The sequence below is a fragment of the Acetobacter lovaniensis genome (assembly GCF_014207635.1).
In the GTDB taxonomy this organism is placed as follows: domain Bacteria; phylum Pseudomonadota; class Alphaproteobacteria; order Acetobacterales; family Acetobacteraceae; genus Acetobacter; species Acetobacter lovaniensis.
On record NZ_JACHIE010000006.1, the window covers coordinates 102234 to 126678 of the forward strand.

At 58.0% G+C, this 24445-nt stretch carries 24 protein-coding genes; 20 read left to right on the plus strand and 4 right to left on the minus strand.

The window, feature by feature from the left end:
• Window positions 1–3: 3 nt before the first annotated feature.
• The 15 genes from fliG to HNR55_RS08465 all read left to right on the plus strand — a co-directional run bounded on the left by fliG (window position 4) and on the right by HNR55_RS08465 (window position 12399).
• Window positions 4–1068 (plus strand): flagellar motor switch protein FliG, encoded by a 1065-nt coding sequence (gene fliG / locus HNR55_RS08395; RefSeq protein WP_166113571.1) that lies wholly within the window; start codon window positions 4–6, stop codon window positions 1066–1068.
• Window positions 1068–1826: a FliH/SctL family protein gene (locus tag HNR55_RS08400; protein WP_166113559.1), complete on the plus strand. Its 759-nt coding sequence runs from the start codon at window positions 1068–1070 to the stop codon at window positions 1824–1826. Before fliG ends, HNR55_RS08400 begins: the two co-directional genes overlap by 1 nt.
• Before the next feature lie 16 nt (window positions 1827–1842).
• Complete coding sequence (gene fliN / locus HNR55_RS08405) at window positions 1843–2217, plus strand: flagellar motor switch protein FliN (RefSeq protein WP_166113557.1); 375 nt, start codon at window positions 1843–1845, stop codon at window positions 2215–2217.
• A gap of 5 nt (window positions 2218–2222) precedes the next feature.
• A complete protein-coding gene (locus HNR55_RS16945) occupies window positions 2223–2648 on the plus strand; it encodes a flagellar biosynthetic protein FliO (protein WP_242005493.1) in 426 nt (141 codons plus the stop codon).
• Between the two features lie 99 nt (window positions 2649–2747).
• Window positions 2748–3440, plus strand: a complete 693-nt coding sequence (fliP, locus tag HNR55_RS08415) for a flagellar type III secretion system pore protein FliP (protein WP_166113817.1) — start codon at window positions 2748–2750, stop codon at window positions 3438–3440.
• A gap of 542 nt (window positions 3441–3982) precedes the next feature.
• Entirely contained in the window at window positions 3983–5533 is a 1551-nt protein-coding gene (locus HNR55_RS08420) for a methyl-accepting chemotaxis protein (protein ID WP_166113556.1), read from the plus strand.
• A gap of 77 nt (window positions 5534–5610) precedes the next feature.
• A complete protein-coding gene (locus HNR55_RS08425; protein WP_253545374.1) occupies window positions 5611–5868 on the plus strand; it encodes an STAS domain-containing protein in 258 nt (85 codons plus the stop codon).
• Window positions 5869–5876: 8 nt separating this feature from the next.
• Window positions 5877–6260, plus strand: coding sequence for a response regulator (locus HNR55_RS08430; RefSeq protein WP_166113552.1), 384 nt, complete (start codon window positions 5877–5879; stop codon window positions 6258–6260).
• A 29-nt stretch (window positions 6261–6289) separates the two neighbouring features.
• Window positions 6290–8557, plus strand: a complete 2268-nt coding sequence (locus tag HNR55_RS08435) for a chemotaxis protein CheA (RefSeq protein WP_242005492.1) — start codon at window positions 6290–6292, stop codon at window positions 8555–8557.
• 48 nt (window positions 8558–8605) lie between these two features.
• Window positions 8606–9061, plus strand: a complete 456-nt coding sequence (locus tag HNR55_RS08440; protein WP_166113546.1) for a chemotaxis protein CheW — start codon at window positions 8606–8608, stop codon at window positions 9059–9061.
• A gap of 53 nt (window positions 9062–9114) precedes the next feature.
• A complete protein-coding gene (locus HNR55_RS08445; RefSeq protein WP_242005491.1) occupies window positions 9115–9903 on the plus strand; it encodes a CheR family methyltransferase in 789 nt (262 codons plus the stop codon).
• 3 nt (window positions 9904–9906) lie between these two features.
• The gene (locus HNR55_RS08450; RefSeq protein ID WP_166113540.1) at window positions 9907–10947 is read left to right on the plus strand and encodes a protein-glutamate methylesterase/protein-glutamine glutaminase; all 1041 of its coding nucleotides are present in this window, start codon (window positions 9907–9909) and stop codon (window positions 10945–10947) included.
• A gap of 91 nt (window positions 10948–11038) precedes the next feature.
• Window positions 11039–11428 (plus strand): response regulator, encoded by a 390-nt coding sequence (locus tag HNR55_RS08455; protein WP_025828767.1) that lies wholly within the window; start codon window positions 11039–11041, stop codon window positions 11426–11428.
• A complete protein-coding gene (locus HNR55_RS08460) occupies window positions 11425–11985 on the plus strand; it encodes a chemotaxis protein CheD (RefSeq protein ID WP_166113537.1) in 561 nt (186 codons plus the stop codon). The genes HNR55_RS08455 and HNR55_RS08460 overlap by 4 nt, the downstream gene beginning before the upstream one ends.
• A 27-nt stretch (window positions 11986–12012) precedes the next feature.
• On the plus strand, window positions 12013–12399 hold the full coding sequence (locus HNR55_RS08465; protein WP_166113534.1) for a hypothetical protein: 387 nt from the start codon (window positions 12013–12015) through the stop codon (window positions 12397–12399).
• 66 nt (window positions 12400–12465) lie between these two features.
• Here HNR55_RS08465 and HNR55_RS08470 read toward each other — a convergent pair whose 3' ends face one another.
• The 3 genes from HNR55_RS08470 to flhA all read right to left on the minus strand — a co-directional run bounded on the left by HNR55_RS08470 (window position 12466) and on the right by flhA (window position 17092).
• Complete coding sequence (locus HNR55_RS08470; RefSeq protein WP_166113531.1) at window positions 12466–13752, minus strand: O-antigen ligase family protein; 1287 nt, start codon at window positions 13750–13752, stop codon at window positions 12466–12468.
• 371 nt (window positions 13753–14123) lie between these two features.
• Window positions 14124–14984, minus strand: a complete 861-nt coding sequence (locus tag HNR55_RS08475) for a P-loop NTPase family protein (protein WP_166113527.1) — start codon at window positions 14982–14984, stop codon at window positions 14124–14126.
• A 35-nt stretch (window positions 14985–15019) separates the two neighbouring features.
• Complete coding sequence (flhA, locus tag HNR55_RS08480; RefSeq protein ID WP_166113814.1) at window positions 15020–17092, minus strand: flagellar biosynthesis protein FlhA; 2073 nt, start codon at window positions 17090–17092, stop codon at window positions 15020–15022.
• Window positions 17093–17486: 394 nt separating this feature from the next.
• On the opposite strand from flhA, the gene HNR55_RS08485 reads away from it, so the two are divergent.
• From HNR55_RS08485 to HNR55_RS08500, 4 genes are all read left to right on the plus strand, one after another.
• Window positions 17487–19061 carry a tetratricopeptide repeat protein gene (locus HNR55_RS08485; RefSeq protein ID WP_242005490.1) on the plus strand — a complete coding sequence of 525 codons (1575 nt, stop codon included), beginning with the start codon at window positions 17487–17489 and terminating at the stop codon, window positions 19059–19061.
• The gene (locus tag HNR55_RS08490) at window positions 19034–20701 is read left to right on the plus strand and encodes a tetratricopeptide repeat protein (RefSeq protein ID WP_253545368.1); all 1668 of its coding nucleotides are present in this window, start codon (window positions 19034–19036) and stop codon (window positions 20699–20701) included. Before HNR55_RS08485 ends, HNR55_RS08490 begins: the two co-directional genes overlap by 28 nt.
• Window positions 20702–20962: 261 nt before the next feature.
• Window positions 20963–21484, plus strand: a complete 522-nt coding sequence (locus tag HNR55_RS08495; RefSeq protein WP_166113524.1) for a hypothetical protein — start codon at window positions 20963–20965, stop codon at window positions 21482–21484.
• A 16-nt stretch (window positions 21485–21500) separates the two neighbouring features.
• Entirely contained in the window at window positions 21501–22949 is a 1449-nt protein-coding gene (locus HNR55_RS08500; RefSeq protein WP_166113521.1) for a hypothetical protein, read from the plus strand.
• A gap of 101 nt (window positions 22950–23050) precedes the next feature.
• Here HNR55_RS08500 and HNR55_RS08505 read toward each other — a convergent pair whose 3' ends face one another.
• Window positions 23051–23941 (minus strand): transglycosylase SLT domain-containing protein, encoded by an 891-nt coding sequence (locus HNR55_RS08505; protein ID WP_242005488.1) that lies wholly within the window; start codon window positions 23939–23941, stop codon window positions 23051–23053.
• Between the two features lie 295 nt (window positions 23942–24236).
• On the opposite strand from HNR55_RS08505, the gene HNR55_RS08510 reads away from it, so the two are divergent.
• Entirely contained in the window at window positions 24237–24401 is a 165-nt protein-coding gene (locus HNR55_RS08510; protein ID WP_166113515.1) for a hypothetical protein, read from the plus strand.
• Window positions 24402–24445 lie beyond the last annotated feature (44 nt).

Sequence of the window (24445 nt, forward strand, 5' to 3'; positions counted from 1 at the left end):
GCCATGTCCGAGACCGCAGCCTCTGATGCACGGCAGCCGGAAACGTCTTCTTCCGTTGTGCATGATGAGACCAGACACCTGACCGGCAAGCAGCGTGTCGCCATTCTTCTGCTTGCTGCCGGGCGTGAGCGCGCGGTCAAGGTGCTCAAGCAGTTGCAGGAAGATGAGGTCCGCGACGTATCGGTCGCCATGGCCGGGCTGGGGCTGATCAGCGCTTCCGTGGTGGAGGGAGTGTGCGCGCAGTTCTCCAAGAACTTCGAATCGGCCGAAGGGCTGGTCGGCACGTACGAAACCACCGAGGAACTGCTGCGCAAGGCGCTGTCGGGCGAGCAGGTCGACAAGATCATGGAAGAAATCCGTGGTCCGGCCGGGCGCACCATGTGGGACAAGCTGGGCAATGTGCAGGAAATGGTTCTGGCCAACTACCTGCGCAACGAATACCCGCAGACCGCCGCCGTTATTCTCAGCCGCCTGCAGCCCGCCCACGCCGCCCGTGTGCTGACCCTGCTGCCAGAGGACTACGCAACCGAAGTGATGATGCGTGTGCTGCACATGGAAACGGTGCAGCGCGAGGTGCTGGACAGCGTGGAGGCCACCTTGCGGTCCGAGTTTATTTCCTCCCTTGGGCGTTCGTCCAAGCGCGACAGTTACGAACTGCTGGCCGAAGTGTTCAACAACTTCGACCGCAAGACCGAAACGCGCCTCATGGCGTCCATGGACAAGCGCAACCACGCCGATATGGAAAAGGTGAAAGCGCTCATGTTCACCTTCGAAGATATCAAGCGCCTGCCGCACGATGCCCTTATGCGCATTGTGGCGCAGGTGGACCGCGAAAAACTGCCCCTCGCCCTCAAAGGCGCGTCCGAAACTGTGCGCAAGATGTTCCTGCAGTGCATGTCCAAGCGTGCAGGCAGCATTCTGCTCGAAGAAATTTCCGCCCTTGGCCCTGTGCGCGTGAAGGATGCTGATGCCGCGCAGGTCGATATTGTGACCATTATCAAAAACATGGCCAATGCGGGTGAAATCGACCTGACCGAAAACGGCGGCAACGACGAGATCATTCCGTAATGCTGGAACGGGTACTCTTCCGGTCTGGTGTGCGCCGCATGGCGGATGGCGCGTCCTCCAGCGAGGGGGCGTGTATGCCTGCGCACACGTATCCACGGATGATGGATCTGGAGGATTTCAGTCTCCCGGAGGTGGATCCCGCCTCGCAGACGGACCCGGATGAGGATGACACGTCCTCTGAGCCACCCCCGCCCGACCCTAACCTGCTCAGCATAACGCGTGACGATCTGGCGGCCATGCAGCAGCAGGCGCGTGATGAGGGTTACGCTGCGGGTGCAGCCGACAAGGACGCGGAGCTACAGGCCTTTTACACCGGATGTCTGGCTGAGCTGACCAATGCCTTCAAGGCGGAAAATGCCCGGCGGGATCAGGCGCTGGCCAAGGCGTCGCAGGTTTTTGTGGCGACAGTGGTGGATATCGTGCGGAGCCTGACAGCACTGGATGGCACGGTGTTGCAGGGCATGCAGCGCGACCTGCTGGCCGATGCCGCCAGCTTCGCCCGTGAGTGCGAGGGTGATGTGACCGTGCAGTGCAGTTCGGCCGACATACAGCGCCTGCAGGCGGCCTTGCAGACTGACAGCGGTGTGCAGGTCGAAGCCCTGTCTGATCTTGCACCGGGTATCATACGGATTTCCACGGCGGCCAATACCATTGTCATTGATCCAGTGCAGTGGCGCAAAAACATGGCTGAAAAAATAGTTGCCAGTGTAACGGCTCTTGCGCGCGAGCGCATGCAGCACAACACTGGACAGGCATAAGCAGGCGGAGACAACCATGACAACAGACAACACCGATATCGGGCTTGAGGATTTCGCCACCAGCGCGCAAGCGCCGGATGCCTCCGCAACGGCTGCTCCCGGAGCCGCCCCCGCTCCTGATGGCAAGGATGCGGACGACGTGCAGAAAGAAGCCGTTTACGATATCCCGGTCAAGATCACGGCGGTTATTGGCACGGCCACCATGCCAGTCAACCAGTTGCTGCGTCTTGGGCGTGGGGCTGTGGTCGAGCTGGACCGCAAGCTGGGGGAAGCCGTGGATATTTACGCCAACAACCGACTGATCGCCCGAGGTGAAGTGGTGGTGGTGGATGACAACCATATCGGTGTGACCATGACGGAAATCCTGTCCTCCTCCGCGACCAACGGTTAAAACCCTTGCCCGCGCCCGGTACAGTCGCCGCAAACGTTGCCCAGCCCGCTGCCGGGTTGGGTGCTGGGGCGTTTGTTGTGCCGGTTTTGACCTGCATTGTGGCGTTCGCACTTGTTATCGGGCTGATTTTTCTGGCCCGTTACGGGCTCAAGTTCATGGAGCCGTATCTGCTTAAAGGGCGGCAGACGCCCAATCTGGCGGTTGTGGAAAGTGTGGCCGTAGACCAACGCAGGCGGGTAAGCGTCATTCGTTACGGGCAGAAAAAAGGGCTGGTCCTGACTGGCGGCGGTAACGATGTGTTCATGGGCTGGGTAGAGGATGGTGGTGCCGTTATGCCAGTCCCCGCAGGCCAGCCCCCGGTACTGGCACCTGTTGCCACTTTGCCCGGCGGGCAGCCAGCGCCCGGCCCGGTCCCCCCATCTGATGCATAAGCGGAGCCCCAAGCCTTGACAGTTCCGGCCTTTACAAGACGTGGCGTGTGGTTTGCGAGCCTTGCGCTGTGTACTCTGGCGGTGGGCGTGCTGGCTGGCATGCCGGTTGTGGCCCATGCCCAGTCCATAGCTCTGGACCTGGGCAAAGGGGGAGACCCGGGTACAACCAGCCGCATTATCCAGTTGACCGCGCTGCTGACCGTGCTTTCACTCGCGCCCAGCCTGCTGGTGATGGTTACGGCTTTTACCCGTATTATTGTTGTGCTCTCTCTGCTGCGCGGGGCTATTGGCTCGCAGGGTACACCGCCCAACATGGTGCTGATCGGGCTTGCCCTGTTCCTGACCTTTTTTGTCATGCAACCCACGTTCCAGCAGTCATGGGATCAGGGGATTGCCCCCATGGTGGACGGGCAGGTGGAGGAAATGGAAGGGCTGAAGGCGGCAGCGGAGCCTTTTCGCACGTTCATGCTCTCCCATGTCCGTTCGGCCGATCTGGCTACGTTTGAGCGTCTGGCCAACGTAACTCCCACCGCAAACGTGGCGGATACGCCATGGCGCGTGCTGATGCCCGCTTTTATGGTGGGCGAACTCAGCCGCGGGTTCGAGATGGGGTTTCTGCTTTATCTGCCGTTTCTGGTTATTGATATTGTCACATCCAGTGTGCTGATGAGCCTTGGGATGATGATGTTGCCCCCTGCAACCATATCCCTGCCATTCAAGCTGATTTTCTTTGTGCTGGTCGATGGCTGGCAGATGGTGGCGGGGGGGCTTGTCCGCAGTTTTGGCGGCTGAGTCCGGGCGGGGGACTGTACCCTGAATGGGGGTGAGACTGCCGGTTTCATGGCGCCGTAATAATAAACGGTCGCAAATGGAGCGTTTGAGCCTGTAATATTGCAAGGTTTTTAGAAATCGCCATGCGGTTACAGGCTTGCTCATTGTCACGAAAAAGCTATCATTTCACGCAGGGCAGCCATCAATTCCTCCTGGTCACAGGGCGGAGCCGGGGCGGTGGCTACCTGCGGTATTGTTTTGTAAGAATTTTATCTGACGGGAGCACAAAGCCTATTGTCTGAAGATCGGACGATCTTCTGTAAAGACATCCAGCCATGAACGCGGTATGAAGGCGTTTATGTGTCTGGTCCGTGTGTCTGGATAGGGACAGGTTATCTGCTTTATGTCTCACAGGGGACGTCCACGGGCGTTTTCTGGTTTTTGTAAATAGGCATGGGGGCCATTAAGGTCAGGGCAGGCTGGCATTTTTTCCATGTGAAGGAAAAAAAGGTCGGGGTCTGTCTCGCAAGGCGCCCCAATAATATAAGGGAAGTTGCACTGATATGCTGCAATGGCTGAACAAGGACGCTCCGTTCCGCGAGAAGATTCGTGTCGTTATGCTGTGTCTGGAAGCATATTTCATGTTCCAGATCATTGTAGAGACGGTTGGCTTTTTCTGGCATGCGCCAGTCCATTACACGTATATCATCAACATGGCGGCCCTTGTTTTCGGTCAGTTGGTTGTCTGGCAGATCTGGCGGTGGTTCACGAGCCTGATTACCGAACCGGTTGAAAAACTGGCCACGATGGGTGAAGAACTCGGCAACGGCGTCGCCCACAGCAATATTCCCTTCCTCAAGAACAAAGACTGCGTTGGCCGCCTTGCCCGGATTATGGCGCGTTTCTCCCGCATGGTGGAAGAGCAGGCCACTGCCCGCCAGCGGCAGGAAAAAATGGCGTCCGAAATTCAGGGCGCGCTGACCGGCAGTCAGGAGCGCGACAAGCATACCCATCTGGTTATCGAGCGTCTGGGGCAGGCTCTGGCCGACATGGCGCAGGGTGACCTGCGCGCACGGATTGAAGACCCGATCTTTGATGGCGAATTCGCCCCCCTGCGTGATGCGTTCAACCATTCCGCCTCCCGCCTGAACGAAGCGCTGAGCGCTGTTGCCTCCAATTCGGACCTGATCTCCACCGGTGCGGCAGAAATTTCCACCGCCTCGGACGATCTGGCCAAGCGGACGGAAAAGCAGGCCGCCAATCTCGGGCAGGCGGCTTCCTCCGTGCGGACCATTACCGAAGGTGTGCAGAGCAACGCCAAAGCCTGCGCCGACGCCAATGCCGAAAGCCAGAAAGCGCTGGAAAAGGTCAAGGCCGCAACAAAGATCATGACCGAAACCACCGCCGCCATGGACGGGATCAAAAGCTCTTCCGATGCGATTGGCGAAATTATTTCGGTCATTGACGGCATTGCCTTCCAGACCAACGTGCTGGCCCTGAACGCCGGGGTGGAAGCTGCCCGTGCGGGCGAGGCCGGGCGCGGGTTTGCCGTGGTTGCGCAGGAAGTGCGCTCGCTGGCCGAACAGTCCGCAACATCTGCCAGCGAGATCAAACGCCTGATTTCCGTGGCGGCCGAGCAGGTGAGCAAGGGTGTGGACCTGGTGCAGCAGACCGGGCGTTACCTGAACGATTTTGCTGGCAGCACCCAGAACATTGCGACCCGGGTTGAGGAAATTTCCTCCTCCACGCAGGATCAGGCCCAGCGCCTGTCTGAAGTTACGGCCTCTATTGGCGGTATGGATCAGGTTACGCAGCAGAACGCCGCCATGGTGGAAGAAACCACGGCAGCCAGCCATAACCTGACCGCCGAAACCCGGACGCTGGCAGCGACACTCAGCCGCTTTAAAATGGATACGGCCGGGGGGCGTGCAAGTCAGGCGTCCCGTCCCGCACTTGTGGCCCCGCGTTCTTCTCCCCCCCGGCCCAAACCGTCTGCTCCGGCCCGTGTGGCGCCGCCAGCTCCAGCACCGGTCACGCCTCCCCCGGCGGCCCCGGCCTCGTCTGCGCTGTCCATGCCCACCACCTCTTCCGATGCGGGCTGGGAAGAATTTTAATGGTCATTATTCCAGTATGTCAGGGGTCGGTTGACCCCTGCCTGCGCGGCTGACAAGGGAGCGGACCGTTGGTTAGTGTGACCTTACCTGAACGTCTGGACAGTTCGGCGGCGTTTGCCCTGAAGAGTGAGATCGAACAGGCTGTTAAAAATACCGGAGGCGGGCAGGTTGCTCTGGACGCCTCCGGCGTGACGTACCTAGGAGGACTGTGTTTGCAGGTTCTCCTCGCCAGCAGATGCCCCCTTGTGGCGCCATCGGAGCCAGTCGTGGAAGCATACGGCCTTTTTGGCGTAAGTGCGTATCTGACCGAACCGCTAGCGTCATTGAAGGAGTGATGAGGACTATGGTGGAAAAATTGGGCATTCGTGTCCTGACAGTTGATGATTCGCGCACCATGCAGGGTATGCTCCGCAAGGCTCTGGAAGGAGCAGGGTACGAGGTTATTCAGGGTGGAGATGGCGTAGAGGGGCTGGAAGTGCTTCAGGAAGCCGACCCCACTCCCAATGCGATTATTACAGATATCAACATGCCCCGCATGGATGGCTTTGAGTTTATCGAGGCGGTCCGGGCGATGGATCAGTACAAACATCTGCCAATGATCGTTCTGACAACGGAAAGCGATCCCGAGAAAAAAGCCCGTGCCCGTGCAGCAGGCGCGACAGGGTGGATTGTCAAGCCGTTCAGCACAGATAGCCTTGTGGCGGCTATCCGCCGGGTGACCGCCTGAAGGAGAGAGAGACCAGAATGAGTGGTGACATGGACGATATCCTTCTGGTTTTTTTCCAGGAGTGTGAAGAGCAGCTTCAGGAACTGGAGCGTGGCCTGTCTGCCCTCTCGGATGGTGAGTCCGGGAAGGAGACAATCAACGCCGTTTTTCGTGCCGTGCATTCGGTCAAGGGCGGGGCTGCATCGTTCGGTCTGGAAAATCTGGTCCGCTTTGCGCATGTCTTCGAAAGTTCTCTCGATGGTCTGCGTTCCGGCCGTGTCGCCCCTACGCCAGAGATCGTCAAAACCTTTCTCAAGGCCATGGATGTTCTGAGCGATCTGGTCGCCGAGGCACAGGGGGGTGCTACGGTTGATACCGGCCGGATAGAGGAAAGTCGCGTCGAACTTCAGGCCATTATTGGTGAAGGCAGCGGCAGTGCCGGGCCAAAGGAAGATGATACCGTTCCCGCCGATTTTGCGCCTGTTCCGGTGGATTTTGAACCGGTCATGGCCGATTTCGACTTCGGTGATTTCGGCGTGGAGGAAGACGCTCCGGCCGATGCGGCATCGCTTGTCGTGACGTTCAGCCCCCATGCCGCCATGTATGACCGGGGAGATGATGCGCGCAACCTGCTGATTGGCCTGTCCGATGTGGCCGTGGCCCACGGTGGCACAAGCATGGTCACATGCGAAACCGCAGCCCTGCCTGCGCTGGGAAGTCTGGAAACCGAAAAATCCTACCTGTCATGGCGCGTGGTCCTGCCCGCCGCCGTGCCGGAGGAAAGCGTGCACACGGTCTTCGACTGGGTGAGTGATGTGTGCGATGTGACCATCACGCGTGATGGTGGCTCCAGCCCCGGTTCCAGCAGCCAGGAAGAGCCGGCCGAGGCACAGGCAGCCCTGGCCGAGCCGGAAGCGGAACCGGAAGCGCCCGTTCCGGCGGCAGTTCAGGCCGCTCCTGTACAGGCTCCTGTGGCTGCCAGCCATGCGCGTACTCCGACGTCCATTGCCGAAAAAATCATGGCGGAGCTGCCGCCTGCGCCAACCCCTGCCGCCACGGCCCCTATTGCCGCAGGCAATACCGCCACGCGCCGCCCGGTTGAGCAGGCGACCATCCGCGTGGATCTCCACCGTGTGGACGACCTGATGGACCTTGTGGGCGAACTGGTGATTGCACAGGCCGCTCTGGAATCCATTGGCCAGCGGGAGGACGGTGGCCAGCAGGAAATGATCAAGCGCATTGCCAGCATGAAAACCCTGACGCGCGACATTCAGGACGCCGTCATGGCCGTGCGGGCCCAGCCGGTGCGCAGCGTGTTCCAGCGCATGCAGCGTGTTGTGCGCGAGGCCTGCTCCATGACCAACAAGGACGTGGTGCTGACGCTGGAGGGTGAGGACACGGAAGTGGACCGCACTCTGGTTGAAAAACTGTCTGATCCGCTGACCCACATGCTGCGCAACGCGGTGGACCACGGGATTGAAAGTGCCGAGACCCGGATTGCCGCAGGCAAACCCCCCACCGGGCAGATCCTGCTTTCCGCCGGGCACCGTTCTGGCCGCATCCTCATCACCATCAAGGACGATGGGGGCGGGATCAACCGTGAGCGCGTTCTGGCCACTGCGGTCAAGCGCGGCATTATTGCCCCCGACGCGGTGCTGACGGATGATGAGGTCAACAACCTGATCTTTGCTCCGGGCTTTTCCACCGCTTCCACCGTGTCCGACCTTTCGGGCCGCGGGGTGGGGATGGACGTGGTCAAGCAGGCCATTCTGGGGCTTGGCGGGCGTGTGACAATCAACAGCGTGGAAGGACAGGGCACCACCTTCTGTCTGAGTCTGCCGCTGACACTGGCCGTGCTGGATGGCATGCTGATCGTGGCCGCCGGGTCCACCATGGTTGTTCCGGTGTCCTCCGTGGTGGAAACCATGATGGTCAACCACAAGGACATTTACATGCTGCCCGATGGCGCCAATGTTGTGTCCATCCGTGGGGCGTGCATGCCGCTTATTCCGCTGGCGTCCGAACTGGGGCTTGACGGGTACAAGGCGGGTGGTCCGTCCGAGGAGGACGTCATTCTGGTGGTGGAAAACGAGTCCGGGGCGCGTGCGGCCCTGATTGTGGAGGATATCCGCGATCAGGCGCAGGTGGTGATCAAGAGCATCGAGAAAAACTATCGGCAGATGTCTGGTGTGTCCGCTGCCACCATTCTGGGGGATGGGAGCGTTTCCCTCATTCTGGATGTTCCCGCACTGGTTGCCAACGCGCTGGGACGGATTGACACAAGACCATCGGATGTTCGCACAGGACTTGCGGCATAAAAACCCAACACCACATCAGCCGATCTGTATTTGAGTAGGAAAATGGATATGACGGACGAAGCCGGGGCGGACACCAAACTTGTCAAGATGATCGTGTTTGCGGTGGGTGAGCAGGAATATTGTATTCCTATCCTGAGCGTGCGCGAAATTCGTGGCTTTGAAAAAACGACAGCCCTGCCGTTTGCCCCGCATTATGTGTGCGGTGCGATCAACCTGCGCGGTATCATCCTGACCGTGATCGACCTTGCGGTCTATCTGAACGTGGAGCCGCTGCCCGATAACCCGCGCCGCGTGGTGGTGATTGTGGAATCCCGCAATGGTACGGTGTGTGGCCTGCTGGTGGACCGGGTGATCGACATGGCCGATGTCAATCTGGCCGACATTCAGGCCGTGGCTGAGGAAGACAGCAGCCTGAGCGGTCTGGTCATGATTGCGGACCGCATGATTGGCGTGCTCCGGCTTGAGGTTGTGGTCGGCCAGCTGGTGGGTGGGATGACTTCCTGATGGGGGAGGTGAGTTCCACTGCCGATCCAGAATATACAGACGCCGACTTTCAGATGGTTCGGCGGATTGCCAAGCAGGAAGCGGGGATTTTTATTCCCGATTCCAAAAGTACGCTGGTGTATTCGCGCGTGTCCCGCCGCGTGCGGGAAAACGGGATGGGCAGTTTTCACGCCTATCTCAACTATGTGCAAAGCCCATCTGGCCGGGCGGAAATGGAAAAGCTGGTCTGTGCGCTGACAACCAACGTCACCAGCTTTTTCCGCGAACGACCGCATTTTGTGCATATGGAGCAGACTGTCATGCCAGCGCTTGCCGCCAAGCTGCGCAGTGGCGGGCGCGGGCGCATCTGGTCTGCCGCATGTTCCACAGGGCAGGAGCCGTGGAGCATTGCCATGTCTGTTCTGTCGGCTTTTCCCGAAGCGGCGTCGTATGACATGCGTATTCTGGCAACCGACATCAACTCCAAAGTGGTGGCGCAGGCTGCCGCTGGGACCTATGTCGCCAGTGAGACGGATGGCATTTCCAATGCCCAGAAAAACCAGTTCATGCAGGCCGACGATCAGGGGAACCTGACTTTTGTTGGCGATATCCGCGCGCTTCCGGTCTTCAAGGTGCTGAACCTGAATGCCGACTGGCCGATGCGGGGACAGTTTGCGGTTATTTTCTGCCGCAACGTCGTGATTTATTTTGATGAACCCACGCGTGAGCGCCTGTGGGGGCGTCTGGCCGACAAGCTGGAAAAAGGGGGGTTTCTGTATGTCGGTCACTCCGAAAAAGTGGCCGACCCCCGCCAGTGCGGTCTGGAGCAGGTCGCCCCGACCATTTACCGGAAAGCAAGCTGATTGATGCCCCAGCCAGTAAGAGTTCTGATTGTCGATGATTCACGCACGATCCGTGCGCTGATCAAGCGTTCCTTCGCGCAGAATCCTGATATTGAAGTCTGTGGTGAGGCGGCAAATCCGCTGGAAGCGCGTGACCTGATTATCAAGGACCAGCCGGACGTGATTACCCTGGACGTGGAAATGCCGGGGATGAATGGCCTGCAGTTTCTGGAAAAAATCATGCGGATGCGCCCCATCCCCGTTGTCATGGTGTCCAGCCTGACAGCCAAGGGAGCGGATACGGCCATTACGGCGCTCCAGATGGGGGCGTTTGACTGCTACCCCAAACACAACGTGGCTCCGGGGGAGGATGCGTTTGCAGGCCTTGGGCGGCTGGTTGTGCTGGCGGCCCGTTCGCAGCCGGTCTCGCGCATTCAGCGGCGCACGCCTCCTTCCCCGGTGGGTCACGTGCAGACCACGTGGGGCAATTCGGTGGACCTTGTGGCGATTGGTTCGTCCACCGGTGGGGTGGAGGCGCTGGAAGAAGTGCTTACGGGGTTTCCGCCAAAAAGCCCGCCGGTTGTTATCTGCCAGCATATGCCTCCGCTGTTTACCGCCAGTTTTGCAAATCGGCTCAATCAGTCCATGTCGGCACTCTCCATTGCCGAAGCGCGGGAGGGAGAGGTGCTGCAACCCGGCATGGTCCGCATTGCCCCCGGTGGGGACCGGCACCTTGTGGTCGATAATGGCGGCGGCAAATACGTGACACGGCTGATCAGCGGTGCGCCGGTCAGCGGGCACTGCCCCTCGGTGGATGTGCTGTTCAAGTCTGTCGCCAAACATGCCGGGAGGAATGCGCTGGGAATCATCCTGACCGGCATGGGGCGGGATGGCGCCGAAGGACTGCTGAGCATGCGGCAGGCTGGTGCCTATACAATCGCGCAGGACAAAACGTCCTCAGTTGTTTATGGAATGCCACGGGTTGCGGCGGAAATTGGTGCGGCCTGTCAGGTTGTGCCACTGCGCCAGATCAGCTCTGCGGCCATGGCCATTCACACGCGCTAACTGTCACAAAAAGGACGGCTTTGAACCGTCCTGTCTATCGGCTGCCGGTCTTTGATGGCTGGAATTGAGACTAGGAATAAGGGGGAGACAAATGCCTGCCGCTTCACAAATCAAGGCCCTGATCGTAGATGACCAGGCCTCTATCCGTCAGGTTCTGGCTAACAGTATGGCTGAAATCGGCTTTACCAACATAGCCCAGCGCAAGGATGGCAAGGAGGCTTTGGAATATCTGGACCAGAACCCCACACATCTGGTGATTTCCGACTTCAACATGCCGGTTATGGATGGTCTGGCCCTGCTGCGTGCGGTGCGGAGCAACCCGAAAATCCAGAAAGTGGCATTTATTATCCTGACCGGTGAAGCCAGCAAGGATCTGGTGCAGGAAGCGGTCAAGGCTGGTGTTAACAACTTCCTTGCCAAACCTTACACTGTAGCCAAGCTACGTGAGGTTCTGGAAAAGGTGTTCGGACCGATCAAGTGAGCGATCACACCGTAGTTAAAACGGTTATTCAGGGCGAAGTAGAAATTTCTGGCGATCCGTCAGTTGTTTTTGCAACACTGCTTGGCTCCTGCATTTCAGTCTGCATGTTTGACCCGCTGGCGCATGTCGGTGGCATTAATCATTTTCTGCTGCCAGATGGCGGTGTGAGTGAAACCGGCATGGCCATGCGGTTTGGCGTGAACTCCATGGAAATGCTGGTCAACGGTCTGCTCAAGGCTGGGGCGCAGCGCAGCCGTCTGGTGTGCAAGGTTTTTGGTGGTGCGGCCGTTGTGCCCAGTCTGGGCCGCATCGGGCAGGAAAATATTCGTTTTGTAACCAACTATCTGGTGGATGAAGGTATTCGCTGCGTGTCGCAGAGTCTGGGCGGCACATTGGCACGGCGTATTCGGTTCTGGCCAACAACGGGCCGTGCACAGCAGAATCTGGTGCAGGACGTGCTGGGTATTGGCAAGCAGGAAGTCGCCTACAGCCGGCGTGAGGCTGAAGCAGAGCGGAAATGGGCTAAGGAAGCCAGTTCCGAGGTCGAGCTGTTCTAAAAAGCCGGGCCAAAGAGGAAGAAGAACATGGATGTGGTGCCCCCTTTGCCCCATGGTGTAGCCGGAAGCGCATGTAGCCTGCACGATGTTATGGACCATCTGGTGGAACTTCTGGATGAAACCTGTCAGGACTTTATGGGTGTGCAGCGCGTGGTCGGCGAAAACATGGCCACCGCATCGTTGAGTGATACGGATGCACACATCCTGCAAAAGCTGGATTCCGCCACGCAAATGGTGGAAGCCGTGTCCACCGTGCTTAAAAATCTGGTTGTCTGTTATGAGCAGGACGAAACACAGCCGCTCGATGTTGGCACTCTGAGTCAGGGCGTTAAGCTTTCCCATGTTATTCGGGTGCTTCGCTATGGCATACAGGCTGAGACAGTCAGACCTTCTGGCGTAGTGGACCTGTTTTAACGCCTGACCTCTCCGCTCCCGGTGTTGGTGTCAGTCTCCCCAACGCCATATGCAGGGCTGTATGGTTCATGCTCCGGTTTGCGGAGCGCGTGCGGAGCCAGCAAGCCGGGCACGCGCCAGTCCCCACCCGACCATTAAAAAGACCCACCCTGCCGTGCGTTCCGTAAACAGGGAACTGGTCGAGGCAAGGGGCCAGAACAGCATGCACGCTGTAATAAAAAGCATGGCTTGCATAAGGTCCCGGCCCGCAAGTGCGGCCTGAAGCAGTTTTTTCAACCAGAGCAGAACCATCCATACAAACAGGAACAGTCCTGACAGCCCCGCCGTGGTGGCGATTTCCAGATAGGTGTTGTGCGGGTGAATGGTGCACCCCGCTCCTATGTCCTGCCCGGCAATCATGCTGGTAAACTGCGGAATACCGTACAGATAGGCTGTCTCGCCACAATGGATGCGAAAACCGTTATAGCCCAGCCCAAGCAGGGGGTGCGCGTGCACCATGTTGAGCGCACGCATATAAAGCTGGCCATAAGGGGACTGCGAAAAATGCCCGAGTTGCTCAAAAAAGCGCAGGATCAGCTTGTTATAGGACGGGGGGGAGATAAACGGCAGGAGCCCCAGCGCCACAACACCGGACAGTGTGGCCAGCAGAACCGTAACCCGTGTGGTTTTGACCAGCATGGCGCACAGGAAAAATCCAAAAAACACCAGCAGTGCGGGCATTCTCTGCCCGATCATGACCATGGTCAGCAGTAGAAAAGACATAAGGGCCAGCCCCGCCAGCTTCCGGGCCAGCTCCTTTTTCTGCACCATGCGCATGGGGTAGATCATCAGTCCGGGGAACATGATGATTGCGAGGGGTGGTCCGGCACGGGGTTGAAAAAACGGGCCGGTCAGGGCGCCATCCTGCCAGCGGGGATAGCCCCACAGGTTAACTCCGAGCAGATACTGCTCCCAGCACTGGCAGATGATCCACACCCCGGCCAGTGTGACGCTCAGACCCAGCAGGTGCTGCTTTTGCGCACTATCCAGCAGCCATTCTTCCAGCGCTTTGACAAAAACAAAATAACGCAGGAGCGCTATGGCTTCCAGAACGGCATGTGTGGACCCGTTGAGTATGGAGGAAACAACGATAACGCCCCAAAGCCCCAGAGCGCAGGGGAACCACCCATGCAGGAGGCATCGGTAATGTTTTTCAAAAGTGCAGTATAGTAAAAAGCTTATTGCAATAAACAGGATACTCAGATCCGCTATGGCGCGACCACGTAATTGGAAAAAAGGCAGGAAAACACAGAGGGCCAGAGAGATTTTTTTTAAATGAACATCGCACGATATAAGAAAGGTTTTCATGGTCATATCGGGGCGCTCCAGTCAAACCTGATATTAAAAGACTCTTTGCGCAAAAGCCATTCTTAAAGCACCCGTGAGGAACGCTCCTCTGTAAGGGGTGTTCCGGGTGAGGGGTTTTGGAAAGATAATGGAATGGTCGGGGTTTTTGTTGGTGAGGTATTGGCGGGGTTTATTGTGCACAATGGCGGAGAAGACACGCGGAGGCCGCGCCGCAAGGGGGGCTCCTGCGCAGGAGAATGAAAAACCTGTTGCCACTGGCAATGGTTTTCCCCGCAGGGCTGCGGGGATAAGGGGCGGAAAGGGGGTGGGCAGACCATGCTGGGTATATGCGCTGGCTTGCGCTCCGGTGGTCTGGCCCTGTGGTCTGTTCGGGCTGTTCAGGAGGGCAGGGTCAGCAGCCGGTTTGCCAGAACGGAGGCGTTAAGAGGCACCAGCCCACCCACAATGCTGGAGGAGCAACTGCCATAGGTCAGGGTTAAGCCGCAGGCGGCAGCGGCAATAATGCCCCCCACCCGACCTGCCTGATCCATTTTGCTGGCAACCATGGTGGTGGCGCCCTGCTGGGCAAAGGCATAGCCGATATCGGCCGATTCCTCGGCATCCAGCCCGGCGGGCAAGACCAGACTGAGTGTTGCACCAATACGTTCGACCATCTGCATCATTCTGCCCATGCTGACTGGGGAATAGACGCAAATACCCGGTAGATCGACCAGAATAGGCTGCCCCGGCTCCTTGTGGTGCACGGCATCGGCCAGAATTTCGGGCGTGTTCCCCTGAATGATGGGAATATTATAGGGCTGGAGCAGAGCCGAGAGCTTGGCAAAGCTGCCAGCCGTATGGTCGCACGCAATAATCAGGGGTGGGGGGCTGTTCCTGTGTTCTTCGGCCAGAACGTAGCGTGCGGCCAGCTTGGCCAGCACCAGCGTTTTGCCTGACCCGGAAGCCCCGCCAAAGGCAAGGGGGGTCTGCGTGGCGTCGGGCAGGGTGCCAAAGGAGAGCATATTGCTCAGCCCGTCGGCCAGTGTTTTGCCTGCAAGGGCCTGAATGAGCGGCTGCGGCACGGAGTGCCAGCGCAGAATGTCCTCTACCCTCAGGTGGCTGACCGGCAGGGCTACGCCATTGGTCGCGGCTGTACTGTCATCCGTGGCCTGTTCCGGCACGGCTGATTCCTTCCGCGTGTTTCCCTGACGGCGCTCCGCAACCTTCTGGCTTGCGGTGTCGGAGGGACTATCCTGCATATTCTACTCCCATGCTGCGGTCTTCTGGCGGACTGTCACGATATGGTCGCAACTGTCTTGATCCGGGCACGTGGGTATATCTCAGCTTGTGACAGAACGGAAATGGAAGGACGGACACGTTCGACAATGGCGTGCATGGAATCTCTTACAGGGGAGGCGACAACAATAACCGGAATTTCGCCGTTTGTGGAAAGGGCGTTAAAGGTATCGCGCAGTTTTCCCACAAAAACATTGAGCATGGAAGGCGGCATGGCCAGCTTGCGGTCTTCCGCCGGGCCGGTGATATGCGCCATAAAATCCGATTCCCATTTGGAGGAAAGGGTTACAATGGGAATATATCCCCCCGGCCCAACCAGCGCGTTGCAGATCTGACGGGACAGGCGCATGCGCACATGGTTGGTCAGCGGTCCAATACCGCGCAGGCCCATGCCGCACGCTTCCTGAATGCTTTCCAGAATGGTGGGCAGGTCACGGATGGAAACACGCTCGGCCAGCAGGGCCTGCAACACGCGCTGCACGGTGCTCAGCGGCACCTGCGAGGGAATAAGGTCGTTGACCAGCTTCTGCTGCTCACGCGGCAGGTCGTCCAGCAGGGCCTGTGTGGCCACATAGGTCAGCAGGTCCGGCAGGTTGCTGCGCACCATCTCGCTCAGATGGGTGACAATCACGCTGGCCGGGTCCACCACGGTGCAGTTCATGGCCATGGCTTTGGTTTTCTGCGCAGGGTCTATCCATACCGCGGGCAGGCCAAAGGCGGGTTCTGTCGTTTTTTCGCCTGCCACGGGGGGTGCCCCACCAGAGGGGGTCATGGCCAGCAGCTTGTGAGGCCGGACCTCGCCCGAGGCGATCTCGATCTCCTTGAGCTTGATGACGTATTTTTCCGAGGGCAGGTGGATGTTGTCCTGAATACGCACAGGCGGGGTGACAAAGCCCATCTCGGTCGCAACCGAGCGGCGCAGCGCCTTGATCTGCTCGGCAAGCTGGGGGGTGTCTCCCCCTGTCAGGGGCAGCAGGCCAAAGCCCAGCTCAAGACGGAGCAGGTCGAGCTTGAGAATGTCGGAAATGGGGGTGGTGGTCGCCTGCGGAGCAATTTCGGTGACGTCCCCATCACTGTCGGCGGCGGGGGCGCGGCTGCGCAGCCAGGCCCCCGTGCCAGCCACGACCGCAATGGCCAGAAAGGGGAAGGCGGGCAGGCCGGGCATCAGGGCAAACAGGACGGACAGGGCGGCGGCCACACCAAGCGGTTTGGCGTTGCCACTGAGCTGGCGGGCCAGAATAACGTCCGCCGTGCCATCCGTGCCACCTTTGGTCACCACAATACCGGCGGCGGTGGACACCAGCAGGGCCGGAATCTGGGAGACAAGGCCATCACCCACGGTCAGCATGGTAAAGGTGCTTGCGGCTTCGCTCAGCGGCATGCCGTGACGGAGCACGCCAATGGTCAGCCCCCCCACAATGTTGATGGCGGTGATGATGATGCTGGCGATGGCATCGCCGCGCACAAACTTGGCGGCACCATCCATGGAGCCGTAAAACGCGCTTTCTTCTTCCAGTTCCTTGCGCTTGGCGCGGGCGGAGCGCTCGTTGATCGCGCCGGAGGCCAGGTCCGCGTCAATGGCCATCTGCTTGCCGGGAATGGAGTCGAGGAAGAAGCGGGCCGCCACTTCCGCAATACGCCCGGACCCTTTGGTAATGACCATGAAGTTCACGACCAGCAGGATACAGAAGATGATCCCCCCGATCACCACATCCCCACCCATAAGGAACCCGCCAAAGGCCGCCACAACATGGCCTGCGGCATAGGGGCCTTCGCTGCCATGGCTGAGGATCAGGCGCGTGGTCGCAATTTCCAGCGAGAGGCGCAAAAGGGTGGTGAGCAGCAGAAGCGTGGGGAAGGAGGTAAAATCCAGCGGGCGCTCAAGGAACAGCGCCACCATCAGCACCAGCACCGAGGAGGTGATGGAGATGGACAACCCCATATCCAGAATAAAGGTGGGCAGCGGCAGGATCAGGATGGACAGCAGAAGCACCACGCCCACTGCCAGCCCTATATCGGTCCCCGGCACGGCGGCGCGCCAGGGCAGGGCTTTCCACCCGCCATTGCGCAGGGTGCCTGCCGCGTGGGTCAGCAGGCGCGAGCCCGATGTAAACCTCAGGCGTGCGGCTGCGGTTCTGTCCGCCAGTTTTCCTGCGGCGGCTTTGTTGACCGAGTTGCCATCGGCAGTATCCAAGAACCACGTTTCCTTTTGTAACCGGGCGGCACGGCTCGTGGCGGATTGTGTGACGCTGGTCCATCCTGCCGCGCATCTGGACCGGCCACGCCATAGAGGGCCATGCCTGTGCCCCAGTTATTACAGTTATCACCAAGTGTCATTCAAGGCCAGAAAATGGTTCTGGCCGTGCGGCTCTGTCCGCCATGGGTATTGCAGCGGGTTGGGTCTGGTTAAGTCGGGGCGGTATGGTAAGATCACCCACCATGATCACAGGATGCAGATAGGCGACATGAAAGCGACTTGGGAACCTGAAAAAGCCCATATGCAAAAGCTGGTGGCCCGCAAAGACGCCGTTTTGCAAAATCCCACGCCCATGAGTGTCGGCCAGCTCTGCGAGGAGCTGTGCCGGGCCGAACTGGCGGGGGAAGCGGTCAGGCTGTCGCTGGAAATGGTGCGGCGCGAGCCCGATAACGTGGCGTATCTGCTGGTTGCCGCCTTTGTGCTGAGTACGCATGTCTTCCGGTACGATATTGCCGTGGCGCTGTTGCGCAAGGCCATGCTGCTGGAGCCCGATAACCCCGCCATCAAGATCCTGCTGGCGCAGGCCCTGATTGTGAACGGGGACCTTGCGGGCGGCACGGCGCTGTTTTCGGACATCATCAAGCTCTATCCCAGCCAGCGCGTGGTGGCCACGGTGCAGATTTCGCAGGTTTTCCTGCGCATGGGCTACCCGGTAGAGGCGTTGAACATCCTCCTGTTCGCCGTGCAGCAGGAGCCGGGGCAACCTGCGCTGTATAACGCGGTGGGGTGTGCGCTGGGCTGCCTCAACCGTGCGGAGGAGGCCCTGCCGTGGTACGAGCAGGCCCTGCATATGGCCCCGCATGATGAAGGCATCCAGCTTGGTGCGGCCATTGCCACGCTCAAGGCAGGCCATTATGCCAGAGGGTGGGAACTGTTTGCGCAGCGGTCCCACAAGCTGACATCGGTTACAAAATGGTTCGGTCAGTTTCCCCGCCTGCAACCTGATAATGACGTGGCGGGCAAAACGGTTGTACTGTTTCAGGAGCAGGGGCTGGGCGATACGCTCCAGTTCATCCGTTTTGCCCCGGTTCTGGTGGCGCGCGGCGCGCGGGTGACTGTGGCTGTGGGGGGCTCTCTTGTGCGGCTGATCAGCCAGTCCTACCCGGAGCTGACCGTGCGTGACGCGGTGCAGTTCGGGCTGGATGAGAGCTTTGATTATGCCCTGCCCATTCCCAACCTGCCCTATGTGACCCGGATGCAGAGTGTGGCGGATATTCCCGACACAATGCCCTACCTGCGCGCGGACCCGCAGGACGTGGCGCGCTTTGCCGCCCTGCTGCCAGCAGCCGGGCCGCGCATTGGTCTGGTCTGGTCGGGGGAGAGGCGGACATCCGCGCAGGATGTCATGGCCAACCAGCTCCGTTCGAGCACGCTGCCCGTTATGGCAGGGGCCCTGACCCCGGTGGATGCAACGCTGGTCAGCCTCCAGCTTGGCAGCCCGCGGGAGGATATGGCGGAGTGGCATGGCCAGCCGGTCTGTGACCTGATGGACAGCGTAACGGACATGGCCGATACCGCTGCGATCATAGCCAGTCTGGACCTTGTGATTTCGGTTGATACGTCTGTCCTGCATCTGGCGGGCGCACTGGGCAGGCCGGTGTGGCTGCTCAGCCGGTGGGATGCCTGCTGGCGGTGGCTGGATAGTGGGGAAACCACGGCATGGTACCCCACCATGCGTATTTTCCGCCCGCAGGAGCGCTCCTTTGCTCCCGTGCTGCGGCAGATGGGTGAGGCCCTGCAGACATGGGTGGCCACATGGCACGCCACCCACCCCACGCCCTAGACGCACTGGCGACACCCGTGGAGAGAACAGAGGACCAGCCAATGGACCAGCCAGCACAAGCCCCCACCATAAGGTTGCCCAAAGGCATGACCGTGGAAAGGCTGTGGGAGGCCAGACAGGCTCTGTTGCAGAACCCCACTCCTGAGGGGCTTAAAAGTCTGGCAACGCTGATCTTTGATGCGCAGCAGTATGTTGCGGGCGAACGTCTTGTGCTGGACGTTATTGCCGCGCATCAGGACAACCTGCCCCTGCTGCTGGCCGCGGCCGATGTGCTGGCCACCTACACCATGCGCTACGATATGATCGTGGCCATTCTGGGCAAGGTGCTGACCGCGCTGCCCCATATGGCCCAGCTCAAGGTTTTTTTAGCCACGGCGCTGGTCACCAAAGGGGACGTTGCCGCTGGCCTGCGCATTTTTACCGAGATCATGCAGCAGCACCCCGAACTGCATCAGGATGCATGCGAGCATCTGGTGGTGGCCCTGCTGGATGCGGGCTACGCGCAGGAAGGGTATATGGTGCTGGATGCGTGGTTCAGGGATAAAAAACCGGTCACGACCGCGTTGCTCAACAACATGGGCTGTGTGCTGCAACGCCTGAACCGATCGGAAGAAGCGCTGGGCTGGTACAGAAAAGCGCTGGAAAATGACCCCCATAATGCCAGCACCCGCATGGGGTATGCGGTGGCTTTGTTCAAAACCGGGCAGTTTAAAGAAGGTGCCCCCTATTACTTTGCCCGCATGGGGCTGGTGCAGGATACGGTCAGTTGGTACCTGTCCCTGCCGCGCTTGCAAAAAGGGGCCCCCCTGCAGGGCAGAAACCTGATTTTCTATCAGGAGCAGGGGCTGGGCGATACGCTCCAGTTCATCCGTTACCTGCCCATGGTTGTGGCGCAGGGGGCGCGGGTTACGCTGGTTGTGCCCACAACGCTGGCCCGCCTGCTCAGCCTTGCCTTCCCGCAGGTCCGGGTGGTGACGGAACAGGATTTTGCCCCGCAGGATGGGTATGATGCCATTCTGCCCATTCCCGACCTGCCCTTTGTCATGGGGCTGGAAACACTGGCCGATATTCCCGCACAGGTGCCCTATCTGGGCGCCGTGCCAGCCGATTGTGCGCGTCTGGCGGAACTGCTGCCAGCGCGGCGGCCCCGTATTGGCCTTGTGTGGTCCGGAGGGCGGCGCACAAAAGCCATGGATGTGCTGACCGACCAGCGCCGTTCCACAACAGCGGGGCAGATGCTGGCCGCCATTACCCCGGTGGACGCCACACTGGTCAATCTCCAGCTTGGCCCCCGCCGGGAGGACCTTGCCGCCTGGCACGGCCAGCCGGTGTGCGACATCATGGACCATGCGCACGACATGGCCGACACCGCCGCCCTGATTGAGAATCTGGACCTTGTGATTTCGGTCGATACATCGGTCGTGCATCTGGCGGGCGCACTGGGCAAACCCGTGTGGCTGCTCAGCCGGTGGGATGGATGCTGGCGGTGGGGAGATACGGGGGAAACCTCCCCCTGGTACCCCACCATGCGTATTTTTCGCGCGCAGGAGCGCACGCTTGGCCCGGTGCTGGAGCAGGTGGGGGCAGTCCTGCGCACATGGGTCGCTACATGGCAGCCGGGCAAGGGCGCGCTGGACTAGGCCGGTAATCTCAGGTTTGGTTTTGTGTGAGGCCGTTTGAGTGTGGCACTCTGGCATGCAACGAATCGGTCTTTATCCGCACGCGTTCGCTTGTGAATGCATGTGCTGGATGCGTGCAGAATAACCTGTAAGGAGCCCGCGTGTTGAAGGTGTTTTGCGCGTTGCCTCTCTTACACGTCAAACTGTAAGAGCTAGACAACATAGCATGTTGCTGCTACTGGCCATGACTATTATCAATACAAAATATTGATTGGAATTAGAATGCCATTTAAGAAAACAATTTATTTTTTCATGGTATATTGTGCGGCGTTAGTGGTTTCTTATTTAATATTAATGAGATGCGAAAGTTATTTGTTTGGATTGAGCATCTTTTTCGTATCCACTATTTTATCTGCCATGATCCCGGCCGGGATGTTTTATTTTGTCAAAAAATATTCCTTTATCAAATCGTCATTTGAAAATTTTCTCGTGGCCGTGATCGGCTTTTTTGTCCTGTTTACGTTTTCGGTTTTTGGTCCGGTTTTCATTGACAGGTCCATTTCCTACCATCTGGTGTTTTACGCCGTAGAGAATGGCGCAATTCAGGAAAATGTTTTTCAGAAACAGTTTGCAGATTCTGTCTTTCAAAAGCGGATACTTGATGCACAGATGGCCAAATTCCTCGAAAAAACGCCAGAAGGAACGTATGTCCCGACAAAAAAGGCATTTATTTTTTCTGGTATCATGAAGCTTATTGGAAAGCTGTCTGGGACAATGGATAATTATGATAAAACAAAGGTATAATATTGTGTGGAATTATATGGAAAGAAATGTAACGATTTTAACGGTTCTGTATTTTTTATTATTGTGTATATTTTATAGATTCCATTATTATGTTCCGGATTTTGATTTGTATTCCGGATTTCAGCATAATTTTGGACACTTTAGTAAAGACGGTTTTTCAACATTATTTGTCAAAATCTCATCGCGTATTGCACATTACCCAGCCAGCCCATTTATTATAGCAAGCATGCTCTTTATGGCATCTGGGTTTTTCGCAGTTAACTTCCTGGCATTCAGATATATTGGGACAAATATTCGTTCCGTACTTGTCTGTATATTCATATCGTCCTGCGGGATATGGTACTACCTGAGCGGGAAAGTATATTATGACTTTCCCTTCACTGTGTTTTCTTTTTCCATTGTAATTTATATTCTGCTCAAGGTATATTTTTCAGAGACAGATAAGTCCGCTCTTGTTTATCTTTTTGGCATGGCCTGTGGGTTCATGCTGTCCTGGAAGCCGTATAATATTTTTATCCTGTCCGGGCTTTTTTCATTCCTTGTCTGTGATGAGAAATTAAAAACACGTTTCCTGAATAGTCTGCTTAACCCACTCAGACTGCTTACCGCCGTGTTTCTATTCGCGTTAGGATATGCTTTAGGGAATTACTCATTCTTCTATTCTGTTGAAAAAACGGTTCTGGGTATTTCTGCCTATCCGGCGCAATCGGATTTTATGACCTTCCTGTTCGAGAGGGATGGCAAAATCTGGGATCATGTAAACTCTTTAGGATACACCTTTTCAAATATTAACATCCTCTCCCTTTTTATCGTTATTATCATTATTCCTCTTGTTACAAAAAGATATTTATGTCTTGTCCTGAATAGTATTAATTTTTCATTGTTTTACATTTATATTTCCTATTTTTCTCCCGGCTATCCATGGCATGGTTTTTGCTATTCCCTGAGTGTTTTATTAGGTCTGATTTCTGCGTGTCAGAAAAATGAGTCACTCGGTGCCATGCGGGAAAAAGTTCTGACCTGCCTTCTGGCCGGTTCTGCAGCGGTGCAGGTCGTGGTGACATTTTTGTACTACGTCCCGCAGCAGGCCTACTGGATTGAGCAGGACGACCAGACATACAATACGCTGCGTCAGAAGAGCTTTGAGATTTATGAAAATGTGCAAAATGTTGCCGGGAAATTACAGGGCAGTATTTCTGTATCGTGCGATTTCAATAGATTCATTACTTATGAAAATGAAGGGAAAAATAAACTCATTCCCGCATATCAGTCAGATAACCCACAGGCATGGGAAAAACTGGAAAGAGAGAAGTTCGGTTCCGGTGATGCCGTTTACAGAATACGGATCGTGCCATCCGGCATGCTCTATATGGGGAATATATATTCTATAGATATGAGCGGATACAGTCAGATTTCTCAAACCGCGTATTCTGGCTACAGTATTTATATCTACAAAAAAATCTGAGCGGCGGGAGCGCGTAGGTTCTGGCGGCTGATCGCCAGAACGCTCGCGTGTTATCGGCCGGGTTGAAGCACCATCCGGGTTCGTCTGTGTGGCGCTCCGGCTTATTCGCTGCCTTGTGCGAGGATGCGCGGAGCGCTGGCCCGCGCCACGGGGGCGGCCCGGTAGGAGGCAAGGGAGCGTCCGCGCATGCCACCGCCCCGGCTGTTCCCCACGGGGCCGGGTTCCACAAAGTTCCGCATGCCCTGAAAAGGGTGGAACACCTTGGGGTGCGAGATCTGAGGCATGCCATCCGGTCCCGTGCCGGTGCTGGCTTCCGCCACCATCATCGGGCCATGATGGGTGACGGGCATGACCGGGTGTGGGAACACCTGCGGCATAAGGGGTGACTTTTGCGCAGGCTGCGGGCTTTCCCGCCCGTCTTGCGGCACGGCCCATGCCTCCAGCACCTTCCACTGGTAGGGGGTGCCTATGCCGGGGGTCTGGGAATGGTAGGCCGCCGCAGCCCGTGGCCAGCTACCCGTCTTGTCATACATCTGGAGCAGAAAGCCACCCGCGAACATGGCGTTGCGCAGCGGGTCAAACGCCTGATCGAGCGAGGCGAAGGCATCGGGGTGCTGTTGCAGGTTGACCTGCATGCACCCCACATCAAGGGACATGATGCCCTGCTGGCGAAAGCTCTGCACAGCCGCTATGGCCTCGGCCTGACTGTTATAGTGGTGGCCGATGCCTGCTGCGTTGATTGTCCATGGCCATGCGGAAACCGTTCCGTCGGATTCGGCCTTTCCGCTCTCCACCCGCCCCATGGCGGATAAAAATCCGTCGGGAATATGCAGGTTGCGTTCAGCCTGCGCCATGGCCTCCGTGCACAGCCCGGCCTCGGCTGAGCGGGCATGGGCCTGAGGGACGCCTGCGGCCATGTGGGCAGCACCTGTCAGGGCTGCAACAGCAAGGAGCCAGCGGATGAACCGGACGGGGGGGAAGGGTGACGTCATGCGCGGTCTGGCGGGGCTCGGGTCGGGAATTATCCGCATGACGGGGCCCTTGGCTCCTTGGCTGGTTGTGGTTCTCTGGTCGTCATGTAAAGACTTTACCGGATGATGCACAAGTAATACTGGCCTTGTCTGACCGATTTTTCACATGGCTGTAGTCCTGCGGTACGGATCATGCAAGGATTCACGGTCTGGAACAGCCCTGTCCATGCGGCTCTGTCCCGCCAATAGTTCTGGCCTCCCTGTTTGTTGGAGGCTCGGGTAACGCCATGATTTTGCGTGGTCTTGGGCTCCCTGTATGGCCGGGCGTGTTGCTTTTTGGCATGGTGTGGAGCGGGGGCGGACAAAAAAGGCTTTTGGGCATGGCCCGTGGCGGGTTACATGGGCATTGAATGTGCTGGCCCGCGCGCCTATTCTTATGGCACAAGTTGACGTGATACGCCTGCACAGTGTGCCGGGCTGACCAATCAGGGGTAAACAGGTATATGCGGAACCGCCTCAAGGCGA